The following is a 15152-nucleotide window of genomic DNA, read 5'->3' as shown; positions in this document are numbered from 1 at the left end:
TCGATAGGTAGCAACTCACTCGGCGGGCAGGACGGCGCTCACGCTGAAGCCGCCGCCATCGGGACCCGCTCCGATGGACAGCTCACCACCACAGGCGGTGACCCGCTCCCGCATGCCCATCATTCCGTATCCGCCACCGACGTCCACCGCGCCGACGCCGTCATCGGTGACCGTGACCCGGATGTCGCGCGGGCTGAACTCGATGAGCACGTCCACCATCGACGCCCGCGCGTGCCGGATGGTGTTCGTCAGTGCCTCCTGCACCACCCGGAAGACCGTGGCGTCCACGTCGGCGGGCAGTGACCGCTGCTGCCCGCGCCAGCGCAACGCCGCCTCCAGGCCGCCCCGACGCGCCTCACCGAGCAGTTGCGGCACGTCACCCACCCCGAGCACCGGGGCCGGCGGCTCCTCGCCCTCGGCCGAGCGCAACGCGGCCAACGACCGCCGGAGCTGGGCGATCGCGGACCGGCCGCTCTCGGCGATCACCTCGAAGGTCTTCTCGACCCGGGCCGGATCGGTGCGGGCCACCACCGGCCCGGCCTCCGCCTGGACCACCATGATCGCGACCGTGTGCGCCACGATGTCGTGCACCTCGCGGGCGATCCGGTTGCGGTCGCGCGCGGCGGCGGTGGCTCGTTCCTCCTCCTGGCGGGCCGCCCGTTCCTCGAGCATCGCGATCCGGTCGCCGCGACCCCGGGAGGCGATCCCCATGCTGTACGCCGCCACGTACGCCATCCCCACGTATCCGAAGGTGGCGGCGTTCTCGCCCGGGACCACGAGCGAGACGACCACGGCCACGGCCTGCACCCCGATCGCGATCTGCCGCCACGGCGACGGGCTCAGCAGGGCGAACGTGTACGTCGCGACGAGCGGCCCAAAGGGCAGCGGAGGCAGTTGGTGCGACAGCCCGAGGACGCTGATCGCCAGGCCCACGGTCACCGTGGTGAGCAGCGGAGCCCGCCGACGCCACACCAGCGGCAGGGAAGCGCCGGCGGCCACCAGGATGTGCCAGGCCTTCCCGTCCTGGGAGAACGTCACCGGCAGGGCGGTGCCGACGAACACCGCCACCGCGATCAACCCGTCCAGCCAGAGCGTGGCGTTGCGGGGCAGCCGCGCGGGCCAGGCCCGCGATCGGACGGTGACCGGAAGGGACATGGACAACGGCACGGTCGGCTCCTCAACGCACGGCGGTCCCCAGTATGCGGCTCCGGAACCGTCCGGCCAGGACCACCCGACGCGCGCCGCCGTCGATGTCCTGTTCAGGACATCGAGGTGGAGACCGGAACGAGCGGATCGATTGAATGGAGTTCAGTCGAAGAGAGAAGGAGGCACCACGTGGGCGCAGTCCGCGTCGCCATCGCCGGGGTCGGCAACTGTGCCGCGTCGCTGGTGCAAGGCGTTGAGTACTACCGGGACGCGAGGGTCACCGACACCGTTCCCGGCCTCATGCACGTCGCCTTCGGCGACTACCACGTCGGCGACATCGAGTTCGTCGCGGCCTTCGACGTGGACGCCAAGAAGGTGGGCCGGGATCTCTCCGAGGCCATCGTCGCGAGCGGAAACAACACCATCAAGATCTGCGACGTCCCGCCGTCGGGGGTCGTCGTGCGGCGCGGCCCGACGTTCGACGGTCTCGGTGAGTACTACCGGGAGATGATCGCGGAGTCCGACGAGCAGGCCGTCGACGTGGTGCGCGCCCTGCGCGAGTCCGGGGCCGATGTCCTCGTGTCATACCTGCCGGTGGGATCGGAGGACGCCGACCGGTTCTACGCGCAGTGTGCGCTGGAGGCGGGGGTGGGGTTCGTCAACGCGCTGCCGGTGTTCATCGCCTCGGACCCGGTGTGGGCGGCCCGATTCACCGACGCCGGCGTGCCGATCATCGGCGACGACATCAAGTCGCAGGTGGGCGCCACCATCACCCACCGGGTGTTGGCGAAGCTCTTCGAGGACCGCGGGGTCCGGCTGGAGCGCACCTACCAGCTCAACTTCGGCGGCAACATGGACTTCATGAATATGCTGGAGCGTAAGCGCCTGGCGTCGAAGAAGCTGTCCAAGACCCGGGCCGTCACCTCGCAGGTGCCCCGCGAGATGGCCGCCAGCGACGTGCACATCGGCCCCAGCGACTACGTGCCGTTCCTGGAGGACCGCAAGTACGCGCTTGTGCGCCTGGAGGGGCGGGCGTTCGGCGACGTGCCCCTGCAACTGGAGTACAAGCTCGAGGTCTGGGACTCCCCCAACTCCGCCGGCGTGATCATCGACGCCGTCCGGGCCACCAAGATCGCCATGGACCGGGGGGTCGGCGGGCCGATCCTCTCGTCCTCCTCGTACTTCATGAAGTCGCCGCCCGAGCAGTACGACGACGCCACCGCCCGGGACGCCGTCGAGCGTTTCATCCGCGGCGAGGTCGAACGCTGACCGACAGATGACGGGGGAGCCGGAGTCCGGCTCCCCCGTCGCCGTCCGTCACGGTCCCCGCCGCAGATCGCGGTGGAACTCGCGGTGGCGGCAGCGGGCGGAATCCGCTCCGGCCAGCGCCACCGCACCGCGGAAGGCGCCCTGGTCGGGCAGGTCCCGGAGGAAATAGGCGCCGGGCAGCCGGCCGGACGGATCGCGGACCACCGCCCCGCCCGCCGCGCCGGGGACCGGCAGCCGCAGCCCGAGCGCCAGCCGCGCGCCGGCGGCCTTGACGCACGCCTCCTTGCGGGTCCACAACCGCAGGTACGCGGCGTAGGCCCCGGTGCCCGCCGCCGCCACCCGGGCGGCCTCCGCGGGGGTGAAGAAGCGTGCCGCCATCCGCCGCGGGTCCAGCCCGGGCCGGGGATGGTCCAGGTCCACGCCGACCTCCCGGCCGGCGACCGCGATCAACGCCAGCTCCCCGGCGTGCGCCAGGCTGAAGTGCAGCGACAGGCCCGGCAGGTACGGCCGCCCGCGCGGGTTGCGGCGCAGCGGCAGCGCGGTGGGCCGCAGGTCCAGCCGGCCGGCGAGGATCGCGTTCACCGCGGCGTGCGCCACGACGAAGCGGCGCCGCCCGTCCGGATCGCCGATGGCGGCGGCCCGCCGCAGCTCGTCCGCGTTGAGCCAGCGGGCGGCGTCGACGTCCCGGTCCAGGTGGACGGTCCAGACGTCGACGCCGCCCGGCTCAGTCACGGCCGAGTTTGCCCTGCACGAGGCCCTGGAAGGTGTTGAGTCGCTGGATGTTGCCGGTGCCTTCCATGAATTCCACCCCGCGGGCGTCGCGGATCAGCTTGTCCAACATCGGCTGCGTCAGCCGTGCGCCCGGACCGAAGTATTCGAGCGCCTCAAGCGTCACCTCCTCGGCCAGTCGGGCCGCCCGGGCCTTCGCCGCCGACGCCAGATGGCCGTTCGCGGGCTGGGCGTCCACGATCGAGGCCGCCTGCCAGATGAGCTGTCGTACGCCGTCGATCCGCCGCCCGGTCCGTTCCCAGCGCAGCCGGTCGGCCTTGGACAGCGAACCACGCTGCTCGATGACGTAGTCGTGCGCGGACCGGGCGATGCCAAGGGCGATCGCCGCCACGCCCGGTCGGAGCCGGTTGAACATCTGCACGCCGCTCCACACCCCGCGTCGGGTGGGACTGAGGTGATGCCCGAGCACCCGACCGGCCGGGACCGGCACGCCGTCCAGGGTGATCGCGCTGAGCTGGGCGCCGCGCAGGCCGATCGTCGGGATCGGCTCGGCCTTGAAGCCGGGCGCGCCGGTCTCGACCAGGACCGCGGTGGCACCGAGCGGGCCGGGCCGGTCCCGGGCGAAGACGACGCCGACCTGGGCGCGGGCGCCGTTGCCGATGTAGCGCTTGGCGCCGCGCAGGAGCAGGCCCCCCTCGCCGTCCGGGTCAAGCGTCGTACCCATCGCCGCCGCGTCCGATCCGTGGTCAGGTTCGGTGAGCGCGAAGAAGGTCCAGGTCGGCGCAGCCAGCAGCCGGCCGTAGAACCACTCCTTCTGCTCCTGGTCGGCGAGCAGGTCGATAAGCACCCCGGACAGCGAGGCGCCGGGGGACGCGAGCATCATGCCGGCGTCACCGGCGGCGATCTCCTCGGCGAACACCGCCCGCTCCATGGCGGTCATGCCGTCGAACCGGTGCCCACCGATGAGCGTCCGGTCCGGCAGCCACGGCGCCGGAATGAGCATGGTCGACAGGTGCCGTACGGCCGGGTGGTCCAGGCACCGGTACACGGTGTCCGGGTCACGGTCGAGCTCCAACGCCGTCGAGCGCAGGTCGCGCGCCCAGTCCCGGGCGTGCGCCCGGGCGGTGCCGAGCCGGTCGTCCAGTTCGATCACGGCGTCCACCCCTCTCCACCGATCCACCCGTCGGCAAGCAACTCCGACGCGTTGACCATCAGGCCCGGTCCGTCGGCGACGAATCCGCTTGCTCCGAGCAGGCGCAGCAGCATCCGGTCGGCCGTGGTGATCTGCCGATGCAGGGCGGCCAGGGATTCGGCAGGTGGCGGCGTACCGGTCAGCCGGACCTTGATCTCGATCTGCTCGGTGACGACGTCCGCCAGCGCACCCTTGATCATCTGTTGCAGCAACAGCGGGGTGTCGCCGGCGCGGCGGTCGCCGAGGTGGGCGACCGTGAGGTCGAGAAGCGCCTCGGACAACCCGAGCCGGAGCCCGGCCAGCGCGGCCAACCACTCCGGCCAGGGCGCCGGCGCACTTGCCGGACCGGTGGCGCCCCGGTATTGGACAGCCGCCAACCGGCCGTCAGGTGTCTCGACCGGGCCGAGCCGCTGCACGCCGGCCGGATCCAGGACGGCGACCGTGTCCCCGGTCCAGACCCGGCCGGCGTCGCGCAGCGCCGGCTCGGGCAGCACGCAGCACCCGGTCGGGCCGCACGGCAGGACCCGGTCCGCAAGCGTGTCGTGCATCGTGGTGAGCGTGGCGGTGAGCCCACCGGCCCGAGCCGCGCGGCGGGCCTCGTCGGCGATCACGACAACGCCTCCGGGTCCGAGCCGGCGAAGACCGCCGCGCAGAGGGTGCCCGACACCGGATCGTGGTCCGCCACCGCGATCGGCCCGGCGGTGCCCGCCCGATGCCTGGCGAACTCGGCCCAGACACCTGCCGCACCCAGATCCGGCGCCCGGACCACCGGACGGCCCGGGCCGGCGGTCAGGCCGGGCCCGGCGATCAGGACGGCGTCCGCCGGCACCAGCTCGTCGAGCAGCGTCCCGACCGCCGTGGGCGCGACGTCCGGGCGCTGGTGCACGGTCGCCCCGTCCGAGCCGGCCGGTTCGAGCAGCACCGCAACCCCGACGTCGTGTCCGGGCGCCGGATAGCGGGCCCCGACCACCTCGTACGACATCGTCGTCTGCTCCAGCACCAGCAGCAACGCCCGGCAGCCCGGAAAGTCGCCGGAGTAGGTCCCGAGCAGCCGCAGGGCGGTGAACGCCGCCACCGGCCCCTGGTCGGACACCGCGAAGGCGAGGGGATCGCCGTGCACCAGCTCGTTGAGATAGCAGGCGGTGACCCGGCGCGGGTCGGCGTCCGGGGTGGAGTGGGCGATGGCGATCAGATCCACCGGCACCGCCAGATCGAGATCGCGCACCAGGCGGTCCGCCATGTCGGTGAACGAGTTCCGGCCGGCCGCCGCGTGCCGGTCCCGATCGAACCGGCGGCCGTACAGCTCGGTCATGTCCGAGAGGTATTCCTCGAGCAACGGATCGTCCCGGTACGGCTCCGGATCGGGGCCGAACCGGCGGGCGATCACCTGAGTCGGCCTGAGCCGGCCCGTACGGGTCGACGGTGCCGGGGCGATGGACAGGAACATCGGCGTCAGGCCAGGCCCTGCTCGAGGACGTAGTCGGCGAGGGTGCCGACCGACTCGAAGTGGTGCTGCTCAAGCGTGTCCGAGTCGATCACGACGTCCAGCCGGTCCTCGATGTGCATGAGCAGTTCGAGAACGTTCGTGGAGTCCAGGCCCAGCTCGTCCATCAGCCGGGTCTGCTCGGTCACCTGGACCGAGTCGCGGTTCAGCACCGCGACAACGGCGTCGATCACGTGGTCGACGACCGCGGCGCGGTCGACGGTGGCTTCCGAAGCCATGGTCATGGCGGTCCTCCTGTGTGCCGGTGGGGGTGGGTTGTCAGTCGAGGATCTGCGGTGCGAGCAGGTCCTCGACGGTGTCGCGGCGGCGGACCAGGCGGGCTCGGCCGCCGTCCACAAGCACCTCGGCCGGGTGGCCGTGGCTGAGGAAGAGCACCGGTGAGGCGCTCGGGCCGTACGCGCCGGAGCGCAGCACGCCGACCAGGTCGCCCGGCCGCAGCTCGGGCAGTTCCACGTTGCGGCCGACGGTGTCGTTCGGCGTGCACAGCGGGCCTGTGACGTTCCACGGGCCGGCGTCCGTGCCGGCCCGGTTGAGCAGCCGCATCGGGAAGTTGCGCTTGACGTAGGAGCCGATGCCGACGGCCGCCATGTGGTGGTTGGTGCCGCCGTCGGTGACCGCGAAACGCTCCTGCATCGAACTCTTCACGTATCGCACCCGGGTGACGTACGTGCCGCACGGCGCGGTCAGGTAGCGGCCGAGTTCCAGCAGCAGCCGGGCCCCGGGGTGCGCGGCGTGGAACGCCTCGACCACCGGGTTGAGCAGGCCGGCGACCGCGGCCGGGTCGAGATCCGGTTCACCGGGGAAGTAGGCCACCCCGAGGCCGCCGCCGACGTCGACCGCCTCCAGGACGAAGTCGAGCCGCTCGGCGAGCCGCTCGGCCAGGTCGATGATCCGCCGGGCGTTCTCGGCGACCACCTCGGGATCGAGGATGCGGGTGCCCAGGTAGGCGTGCACACCCACGACGCGTACCCCGGGATGGTTCTTGACCAGGTCGGTCTCGTCGAAGAGCTGCTGCTCGTCGATCCCGAACTGGCGCGGCTTGCCGCCCATGGTCAGGCCGGAGCCCTTGACCGCGAAGCTCGGGTTGACCCGCAGCATCACCGGGGCGATGACGCCCCGCTCCCGGGCCAACTCGTCGATCACCGCCAGTTCCCCGAACGACTCGCAGACAAGCGCGAAGACGCCCTCGGACAGGCACGCCTCAAGTTCGGCGCGGCTCTTGCCGGGGCCCAGGAAGATGATGTCGCCAGGCGCCACCCCGGCGGCGAGCGCGGTGCGCAGCTCCACCATGGACGACACCTCCGCCCGGGCGCCCTGCGCACCGAGCAGGGCGCAGACGGCCACGTTCGGGTTGGCCTTGAGCGAGTAGAAGATCTCCATCGCCGGGTGCAGCCGCTCGCGCAGCCCCAGGTACTGCCCGCGCAGGCTGTCCCCGTCGTACACGTAGAGGGGCGTGCCGAACTCCTCGGCCAGTTCGGACATCGAGACGCCCTGGATCGCCACTTCTCCGGTCACCGTCGTGTTCCTTCCGCCACGGCCGCCAGGCGGCCCGCGATCTCCCCGTCCATCGCCATCAACTCGCCGGCCGTCGGCGCGGTCAGGAAGCCGTACAGACGGCCGTCGGCGGCCGTCGCGCCGTCCCGCACCAGCGCGTTCACCGTCGAGAAGTTCTGCACCACCATCCCGGACTGGCCGGCGCCGCTCAGCAGCCACGGCCCGAGCCCGTCGCGGACCTCGCCGAAGCGGAGCGGCCGAGCCAGGCGCAGCGGGTACTGCCGGGCCAGCGCGTACCAGCCGGCCGGCACCAGGTGTTCCTGGAGGCCCACCTGATAGGTCGACATGTTGTGCCGCGCGTTGATCTCCACCACCGGGTAGACGCCGCCCTCCGGGTCGAGCATCGCGTCCACCCCGACCACGCCGTGGTAGCCGTCGCGGGCGAGCCGGGCCCCGAGCACCGCGGCGCTGTGCGTCACGGTCGCGAGCTGCCGCGCGGTCAGCCCCACCGGCATCCGGTGGCCCTTGTGTACGCCGTCGGCGGTGACCGCCTCCTTGACGAAGTCGAAGTGCACCCCGCCGTCGCGAGCCACGGTGAACTGGTAGTTGAGGTCGGTGGTCTTGGCGACCCACTCCTCGACAAGCAGCGCCAGCCGGTGGTCGCCGGACCGGTCGGCCCGGCGACGCAGTGTCCGGTGGATCTGGTCCAGGCGCGCCTCGTCCCGGATCAGCAGCAGGCCCTTGCCGGACACCCCGTACGAGTCCTTGAGCACCACCTGCCGCCCGGCCGCGAGCAGAGCCCGCGCGTGTTCCACCGCCTCGCCCAGTTCCTCGATGGTCTCGCAGGTCCAGCCCACGGACTGGCGCAGCCCCAGCTCGGTGGCGATCCGCCGGCTGTAGATCTTGCCGTTGACGGCCTTGCAGATGGCCGCCGGCGACCCGGCCAGCGCCACCCCGGTACGCGCGGCGAGCGCCTCCTCGTCCGCGGAGACCCCGTGCGGGACGATCGCGGCCACCCCGGCCAGGGCGGACAACCGGGCCAGCAGGACCGGGCTGTCAAGCGCGTCCTGGGTCACCGTGTGGTGCGGGTCCTGCCGGTCGGTGACCAGAAGATGCGGCAGGGCCGTGCCGAGCGTCTCCAGGTAGGCCAGGTGCTCCGGGTCCGGCTGGTCCTTGAGCACGACGTAGTCGTCCGGGCCGGCCAGCAGCAGGGCGAACTCGTCCATCCGGTTCACCATCGCGTCGCCCGCGGTGAGCGCGACGCGGGGCAGGCCCGGCTCGCCACCGCCCCACCGCTGCTCGACCTCGAAGTTGCCGAGGAACACCAGGGGGGTCCGGTCGGTGCCCAGCAGCGCCGTCCGCAGCCGTCTGACGAAAGGTTCCTGTGTCGTCGTCATAGCGTCCTATCAGTGCTCGAAGACCGCGGCGGCGAAGGTCGAGCCCAGCCCGACCGCGGCCATCAGGTAGCGGTCGCCGGGCCGCAACCGGCCCAGGTCGCGGGCCGCCACGTAGTTGAGGAAGGAGTCGGCGCAGAAGCAGTGGCCGGTGACCGGCATGTTGTCCAGGAACAGGCGTTCCACCGGGATACCGACCTTGCGCGCCACCCGCACCCAGGACACCCGGTTCACGTTGTGCGGCAGCACCAGGTCCAGGTCGGCGACGGTGATCCCGGCCCGCGCCACCGCCGCGAGGATCACCTCGGCGAGCGCGTCCGGATAGCGTTGCTGGAACTCCAGGGACATCTCCGCGGTCAGGGACAGCCCGGCGTTGAACTCGCCGTGCATGGCCGAGGCGTACGACAGCATCCGGTCGCGCCGGCCGGTGCCGACCAGGACGGCGGCGCAACCCTCCCCCATCAGGGCGGTGCCAGGGATCATCCGGGCCGACGGGGTGAACGCCTTCTCCCCGACGAAGACCAGGGCCAGCGCGTCCGGCTCGCCGTCCTCGGCGAGGAGCCGACCGGCCATCTCGACGGCGAGCAGGCCCGAGGCGCAGGCGTGCTGGGTGACCGTGAACGCCTGGGCGTGCCGCAGGCCGAGGGCCCCCACCACGTCGTGCAGCGGATCCTCCGGGTACGGCGCGATCGCCTGGAGGGTCCGGGCCTGCACCACGTACCGCACCTGGGATTCGCGGCCCCGCAGCTCGGACAGTTTCGCCGCGGCGTTGAGCATCAGGTCGGTGATCGTGCCGGTCGGTTCCCGCAGCACCTCGGCCAGCCCGTAGTAGCGGTGGAACATCCGGATCTGCGTGTCGGACAGTCCCAGTTCGCCGGCGAGCGAGTCGATCGGCACCCGCTCCGGCGGCAGGTAGGCGGAGACCGCTTCGAGGGCGGTCATGTCCCGGCGTCCAGCGGCAGGCCGGACAGGTATTCGGTGAGCGCGTCGATGCTCGGGTGGTCCCACACGATCGTCGGTTCCAGGGGCACCCCGAGGTGGTCCTCGATCTCGCCGCAGAGCGCGAGCGCGTACACCGAGTCGAGGCCCAGGTCGGACAGGGGCGCGGCGGTGTCGATGGTGGCCGGGTCCCGGTCGGTGAAGTCGGCGACGCGGTCCTGTAGCCACGGACGGAGCTGTCCGGCGGCCCGGTGGTTCGGCAAGATGGTCAATTCCGGCTCCTTGGAAGGTCGGGCAGCACGCTGTCGGACAGGTCGAAGGCCCGGCCGGCGGCGTACCGGCGGGCCAGCTCCGCGTGGATCGGGCCGGCCAGCGCGTCCGGCAGCGACGCGGAGGTGCCGTCCAGCTCGCCGGCCAGCCGCAGCAGGGCCGCGGTCACCCAGGCCGGGTCGGCCAGGAAGGTTCCGGGGCGGCGCTGCTCGGCCAGCCAGAGGTTCAGGCAGGTCGCGGCGGTCAGCACCGTGGTGTAGCGGGCGGTCAGGTCGAGCGCCGCCGGGTCCCCGCCGATCGCCAGGTCGACCGGACGCAGGCCGAGCGCCGCCGTACGCAGCCGGGCCAGCTCGCCGGTGAACCGCCGGACCAGGCCGCGCAGCCGGTCGTCGCCGGCCGGCATCGCCTCGGCGGCGGTGAGTAGCTGCGCGGTGATCGGGTCGGCCGTCGAGGCGATCCGGAGCCTGTCGAAGGGCAGCGCCGGGAGGCCGGCGTCCAGGTCGTACAGGGCGGGCGGTGGCTCCTGGCCGGTCGCCCAGGAGCGCCGGGCCAGCCGGGGGAGCTGCGGGAGGACGGTGGCCAGGCAGGCGATCCGGGCGGCGTGCCCGAATCCTGCCGGAGCCAGGTCGCGCCGCAACTTCTGGAAGATGCCGTACTCGCCGGCGCGCAGGTAACTCTGCGCGCCGAGCAGTTCACCGAGCCGGTTCATCGCGCGGATGGACCGGCCGGACACGACGTACTTGACGGCCGAGGCGTAGGCGTTGGTGTCCTCGGGCAGCAGGTGCACGGCGCGGGCGACGGTGGTGGACAGGCAGTCGGCGATCAGCAGGTCCACGAACGCCTCGGCCAGGGCGGTGCGGACCACGGGCATCGCGCCCACCGGCCGGCCGCGCAGCCGCCGGTCCTCACCGAACCGCAGCACCGTACGCAGGCCGGTGTCCAGCACGCCGAGCGTCATCGCCGGCAGCCCGGTCCGGGTCAACTGGAACGACCGCAGCGCGACCTCCATGGCCGAGCCGAGCGGCCCGAGCGCCACGCCCGCGTCGACCGGGCACCGGTCCAGCTCGATCCCGCCGAGCTGCACCCCGCGCATCCCGCTGCTGGGGAACCGCGGCAGGTACCGCAGCTCGCCCGGGGGCAGCGCGTCCTTCTCCACGAACAGCTGGGTGTGGCTGCGGCCACCTGTCGCGTCCGAGGTACGGCTGAAGATCACCATCGCGCTGCACCGCTGCGCGTTGGTGACCACCTCCTTGCGGCCGGTGAGCAGCAGCTCGCCCGGCCGGCCCGGGTCGGCCCGGAAGTCCACCCGGGCGAAGTCGTTGCCGTGCGCCAGCTCGTGGTAGACGGACGCCACCCGCCGGCCGGAGAGCAGCAGCTCCGCCAGCCGCCGCTGCTGGGCCTCGTCGCCGCCGGCCCACACGTTGACGGAGGCGATGAACGAGCTGGCGCCGTAACCGAGGCCCAGGCAGGGGTCCCGCCGGAACACCGCGCGCATCATCCGGATCAGCCGGTCCAGGCCGGCCATCCGGCCGCCCCGGGCGACCGGCACGAACTCGGCGTTGAGCCCGAAGTCGTCGAGCATGTGCTCGCCGTCGGCGAACATCTCCTGCCGCTCGTCGGCCGCCAGCACGGCCCGGTTCCCGAGTGGGTTCGCCGGGTCCCACGGATCACCGAAGCGGCTCTCCAGCTCCCGCACGGTGGTCATCACGCCTCCTCGGTGCCGTCGAGATCGAGCACGGAGGGGCGACGGCCCGGGACGAGCGACGCGTACACCCGGTCGTAGCTCTCGGGATGGTCGGGCGCCGCGCCGAGGCGGTGCAGCACCCAGGTCAACGCCGCGTCGAGCCACCGGCCGTCCGCCCACAGCGGGTCGGCGCCGGCGCGCTCGTGGTTGTGCAGCCACAGGTGCACCGCGCTCGCGCCGGCCACACACAGCTCGTACCTGTGGGCCAGGTCGTAGGCGGCGGGTTCCACGTCGTGCGGCCGTGGGCGGTACCGGGCGAGTTCGGTGTGCAGCAGCTCGGTCGCGGCCAGAAGCGCCTCGGCCCGGGCCGCCGGGCCGCCGGCCGCGCGGACGACCGCCACCGCCGGGGCCAGCCCGCGCAACGGCAGGCACCCACGGCCGGCGGCCAGCGAGATCCGGGCCGGGTCCAGCTCCGGCACCGGTATCCGCAGGTCGGCAAGCGACCGGAGGCGGGACACGTCCGCCGGGTCACCGGACCAGCCGCGCGCCAGCTGCGGGAACTGGTTGATCAGCGCGTTGCGGTTGACCGGGGTGCTGCCGTCGAAGATCCCGACGATCCGGTGGTCCCGCTCCACCTTCTGGAAGCGTCCGTAATCAGGGATGCCGGTGAGGAACGCGCGGGCGCCGAGCTGCTCGCCGCACCCCCCGATCAGTTCGTCGGTGAGTTCCGGCACGAATGCCTTGAGCACCGGGGCGAGCACGCCAAGTTCCTCGGTCTCCGCCGTCACCGCCCGGCTGACCAGGGCGGTCACCGCTTCAGCCAGGAACAGCATGGTGTGCAGCCGGCCCACTCCGCGCCGCAGGTACGGCACGTCGGCCAGCCGCCGGCCGTAGAGGCGGCGGTCGGTCAGGTATCGCCGGACCAGCGCGAGCGCGTGGTCGGCCGCCCCGAGCGACAACGCGGCACACGTGGTGCGCGTGAGCTGCAACGCGCGCAGCACCGTCTCCAATCCGGCGCCGGGCGCGCCGACCAGGGCAGTCGCCGGCACCGCCGCGTCGTCGAGGACGATCCCGCTGATGTCGGCGCCCCGGATGCCGTGGGTCGGCTCCCGGGGCAGGCACCGGTAGGCGTGCGCGGGAAGGTCCCGCTTGTCGGCGAGCAGCACCGTGAACCCACGGGGCCCGCCGGCCGGGTCGGTCCGCGCCAGCAGGCACACCACACCGGCCCGGGTGGCGTTGTTGATCAGCCATTTCGTCCCGGTCAGCCGGTACCCGTCGTCGTGCCGGACCGCCGAGACCTCACCGGCGAGCAGGTCGCTGCCGTGGCCCGGCTCGGTGAGCGCCCAGCAGACGGGCACCCCGGCCAGGACCGTGCCGGCGAGCGCACGTGCCTGCGCCAGGTCCGCCTCGTCCCGGGGCGACCGGGCCCAGACCGAGGCCGCGCCCAGGAACGTCTTGCCGTGCCCGATGGCCGTGGTCAGATCCCGGCGCGCGATCACCCGCAGGACCTGGACCAGGGTGTCGAAGCCGCGCAGCTCGCCGCCGTACGCCGCCGGCACGTAGTGCGCCGGCAGGCCGAGCCGGTCCAGGTGCGCGCAGATCTCCGCCGGGAACGCCTCGATCTCGTCCGCGGCGGCGACCCGGGCGTGGTTGAAGACGACATCGGCGTCGTCCGGGTCGCCGAGCCGCTCGTCGAGCTGCCGGGCCACTGTCGCGGCCAGGGGCAGGGTGGGCGCGGCCATCTCAGGCCCGCACCCGGTCGCCGGCCCGGCGCGCGGCCCGCACGCCGTCGGTGAGCTGCTCGTGCTCGGCGCCGAGGGCGCCGGTCAGGAAGAGCATCCGGGCCAGGCCACGCTGGATCTTGCCACTTGTGGTGCGGGGCACCGTGCCGGGACGGACCAGCACCACGCTCACCGCGCCGGTCCCGAACTCCCGCGACAGCACGTGGCGGATCGCGGTGACCACCGCGGCGCGAGCCGCCGGATCGAGGGAACGGGCCCGGCACTCCTGCACCACGACCAGTTCCTCGTGCGGCACCTCCACGGTGAAGGCGGCGCCGACACCCCGGGACAGGCTCTCGTCCACGGCGCGCACCGCCACCTCGACGTCGTGCGGGTACAGGTTGCGGCCGTTGACGATCAGCAGTTCCTTGATCCGGCCGGTCACGAAGAGCTGGCCGTCGCGCAGCAGGCCCAGGTCCCCGGTACGCAGGAAGCCGCCCTCGCCGTCGGCCAGCTCGTTGTCGAACACCTCCCGGGTGGCCGCCGGGTTGGCCCAGTAGCCCCGGGCCACGCTGGCGCCGCGCAGCCAGATCTCGCCGATCCGGTCGGGCGGTTGCGGCAGCCGGGTGGCGGGATCGACGATCCTGATGTCGAACTCCGGGGTGGACTCGCCGCTGCTGACCAGGTCGCGCACCGGCTCCGGGTGGCCGGCTTCGACAGGTGTCACGATGTGCCGTTCCAGCTCCTCGGCGTCGACCGTGAGCACCACCGGCGGGCGACCGATGGTGGCGCCGCTGACGCTGAGCGTGATCTCGGCCAGGCCGTACCCGGGGCAGATGGCCTCCGGTCGCAGCCCGGCGGCGGCGAATCGGCTGCCGAACGCGGCCAGGGTGGCCGCCTGCACCGGTTCCGAGCCGTTGACCGCGCGCTTCCACCGGGACAGGTCGAGGCCGGCGATCTGCTCGTCGGTGATCCGCCGGGTGCACAGGTCGTACGCGAAGTTCGGCGCCGGGGAGATCTCGATGCCGTGCCGCTCGATCAGCCGGAGCCAGGTGACGGGGCGCTTGAGGAACGTCGTGGCCGACATCCCGACGCTGCAACCACCCCGCGAGAGGGGGGCCAGCAACTGCCCGATCAGGCCGAAGTCGTGGTACATGGGCAGCCAGCCGCCGACCCGTACGCCCTCGCCGCCACCCAGGATCTCGTTGAACGCGCGCAGGTTGGGCACCAGGTTCGCGTGGTCCACGACGACGCCCTTGGGGTCGCTCGTGGAGCCGGAGGTGTACTGCAGGAAGGCGATGGTCGACCCGTCGATGGCGGGCCGCCGCCACTGCGTCGTCCGCTCCGCGGGAACGTCGTCGAAGGCCAGGCACGGCACGTCGGACAGCCCGCACTCGGCCGCCCACTCGCGGACCGTGTCGAGCGCCGCGGCGTCGGTGACCACGGCGGCCACCTGGGCGTTGTGGGCGATGCCGGCCAGCCGGTCCCGTTGCCGGCGGTATCCGTCCGGCAGCGGGGCCGGGACCGGGATCGCCCCGGCGTGCTGGACGCCGAGGAAGTTCTCGGCGAAGGCGGTGCCGGGCTCGTTCAGCACGAGCACCCGGTCGCCGGGGCGGACGGTGCCGGCGAGCAGCGTGGCGATCTGCCGGGCCCGGGCGGCCAGGTCGGCCCACGACACCGTACGCACCCCGGCGTCGCCCGGTCCGGGGTCGGCGTCGAAGATCAACGCCTGTCGCTCCGGGTGGGCGGCGGCACGCTCCTGCAGCAGGTCGACGAAGGTTTCGTGGTCGGGCATCAGGCGCTCCCCCGC

General features: G+C 72.9%; 14 protein-coding genes. 1 reads left to right on the top strand and 13 read right to left on the bottom strand.

Annotated features, from left to right (window positions below; translation table 11 throughout):
* Window positions 1–15: 15 nt before the first annotated feature.
* Entirely contained in the window at window positions 16–1167 is a 1152-nt protein-coding gene (locus SM450_RS24110) for a sensor histidine kinase (protein ID WP_474622046.1), read from the bottom strand.
* A 168-nt stretch (window positions 1168–1335) separates the two neighbouring features.
* Between SM450_RS24110 and SM450_RS24105 the strand changes: the two genes are divergently transcribed.
* Entirely contained in the window at window positions 1336–2415 is a 1080-nt protein-coding gene (locus SM450_RS24105) for an inositol-3-phosphate synthase (RefSeq protein WP_474622045.1), read from the top strand.
* A gap of 48 nt (window positions 2416–2463) precedes the next feature.
* Here the strand turns inward: SM450_RS24105 and SM450_RS24100 are convergent, their stop codons facing one another.
* Genes SM450_RS24100 through SM450_RS24045 form a run of 12 tightly spaced genes read right to left on the bottom strand, consistent with a single transcriptional unit; the run spans window position 2464 to window position 15137 of the window.
* A complete protein-coding gene (locus SM450_RS24100; RefSeq protein ID WP_474622044.1) occupies window positions 2464–3147 on the bottom strand; it encodes a 4'-phosphopantetheinyl transferase family protein in 684 nt (227 codons plus the stop codon).
* Window positions 3140–4297 (bottom strand): acyl-CoA dehydrogenase family protein, encoded by a 1158-nt coding sequence (locus tag SM450_RS24095; protein ID WP_474622043.1) that lies wholly within the window; start codon window positions 4295–4297, stop codon window positions 3140–3142. The genes SM450_RS24100 and SM450_RS24095 overlap by 8 nt, the downstream gene beginning before the upstream one ends.
* The gene (locus SM450_RS24090; RefSeq protein WP_474622042.1) at window positions 4294–4947 is read right to left on the bottom strand and encodes an acyl-CoA dehydrogenase family protein; all 654 of its coding nucleotides are present in this window, start codon (window positions 4945–4947) and stop codon (window positions 4294–4296) included. Before SM450_RS24090 ends, SM450_RS24095 begins: the two co-directional genes overlap by 4 nt.
* Window positions 4944–5783, bottom strand: coding sequence for a hypothetical protein (locus tag SM450_RS24085; protein ID WP_474622041.1), 840 nt, complete (start codon window positions 5781–5783; stop codon window positions 4944–4946). The genes SM450_RS24090 and SM450_RS24085 overlap by 4 nt, the downstream gene beginning before the upstream one ends.
* Before the next feature lie 5 nt (window positions 5784–5788).
* Window positions 5789–6064 carry an acyl carrier protein gene (locus SM450_RS24080; RefSeq protein ID WP_474622040.1) on the bottom strand — a complete coding sequence of 92 codons (276 nt, stop codon included), beginning with the start codon at window positions 6062–6064 and terminating at the stop codon, window positions 5789–5791.
* A 34-nt stretch (window positions 6065–6098) separates the two neighbouring features.
* Complete coding sequence (lysA, locus tag SM450_RS24075; RefSeq protein WP_474622039.1) at window positions 6099–7355, bottom strand: diaminopimelate decarboxylase; 1257 nt, start codon at window positions 7353–7355, stop codon at window positions 6099–6101.
* On the bottom strand, window positions 7352–8731 hold the full coding sequence (locus SM450_RS24070; RefSeq protein WP_474622038.1) for a preATP grasp domain-containing protein: 1380 nt from the start codon (window positions 8729–8731) through the stop codon (window positions 7352–7354). Before SM450_RS24070 ends, lysA begins: the two co-directional genes overlap by 4 nt.
* Window positions 8732–8740: 9 nt before the next feature.
* Complete coding sequence (locus SM450_RS24065) at window positions 8741–9670, bottom strand: ketoacyl-ACP synthase III family protein (protein ID WP_474622037.1); 930 nt, start codon at window positions 9668–9670, stop codon at window positions 8741–8743.
* Window positions 9667–9939: an acyl carrier protein gene (locus SM450_RS24060; protein WP_282285400.1), complete on the bottom strand. Its 273-nt coding sequence runs from the start codon at window positions 9937–9939 to the stop codon at window positions 9667–9669. Before SM450_RS24060 ends, SM450_RS24065 begins: the two co-directional genes overlap by 4 nt.
* Window positions 9936–11642, bottom strand: coding sequence for an acyl-CoA dehydrogenase family protein (locus SM450_RS24055; RefSeq protein WP_474622036.1), 1707 nt, complete (start codon window positions 11640–11642; stop codon window positions 9936–9938). The genes SM450_RS24060 and SM450_RS24055 overlap by 4 nt, the downstream gene beginning before the upstream one ends.
* Window positions 11642–13363 (bottom strand): acyl-CoA dehydrogenase family protein, encoded by a 1722-nt coding sequence (locus tag SM450_RS24050; RefSeq protein ID WP_474622035.1) that lies wholly within the window; start codon window positions 13361–13363, stop codon window positions 11642–11644. The genes SM450_RS24055 and SM450_RS24050 overlap by 1 nt, the downstream gene beginning before the upstream one ends.
* 1 nt (window position 13364) lies before the next feature.
* The gene (locus SM450_RS24045; protein ID WP_474622034.1) at window positions 13365–15137 is read right to left on the bottom strand and encodes a fatty acyl-AMP ligase; all 1773 of its coding nucleotides are present in this window, start codon (window positions 15135–15137) and stop codon (window positions 13365–13367) included.
* Between the last annotated feature and the right edge of the window lie 15 nt (window positions 15138–15152).

This window comes from Micromonospora marincola (assembly GCF_056150385.1).
Note: the sequence above shows the minus strand (reverse complement) of the source record. Positions and strands in the feature narration are given on the sequence as shown.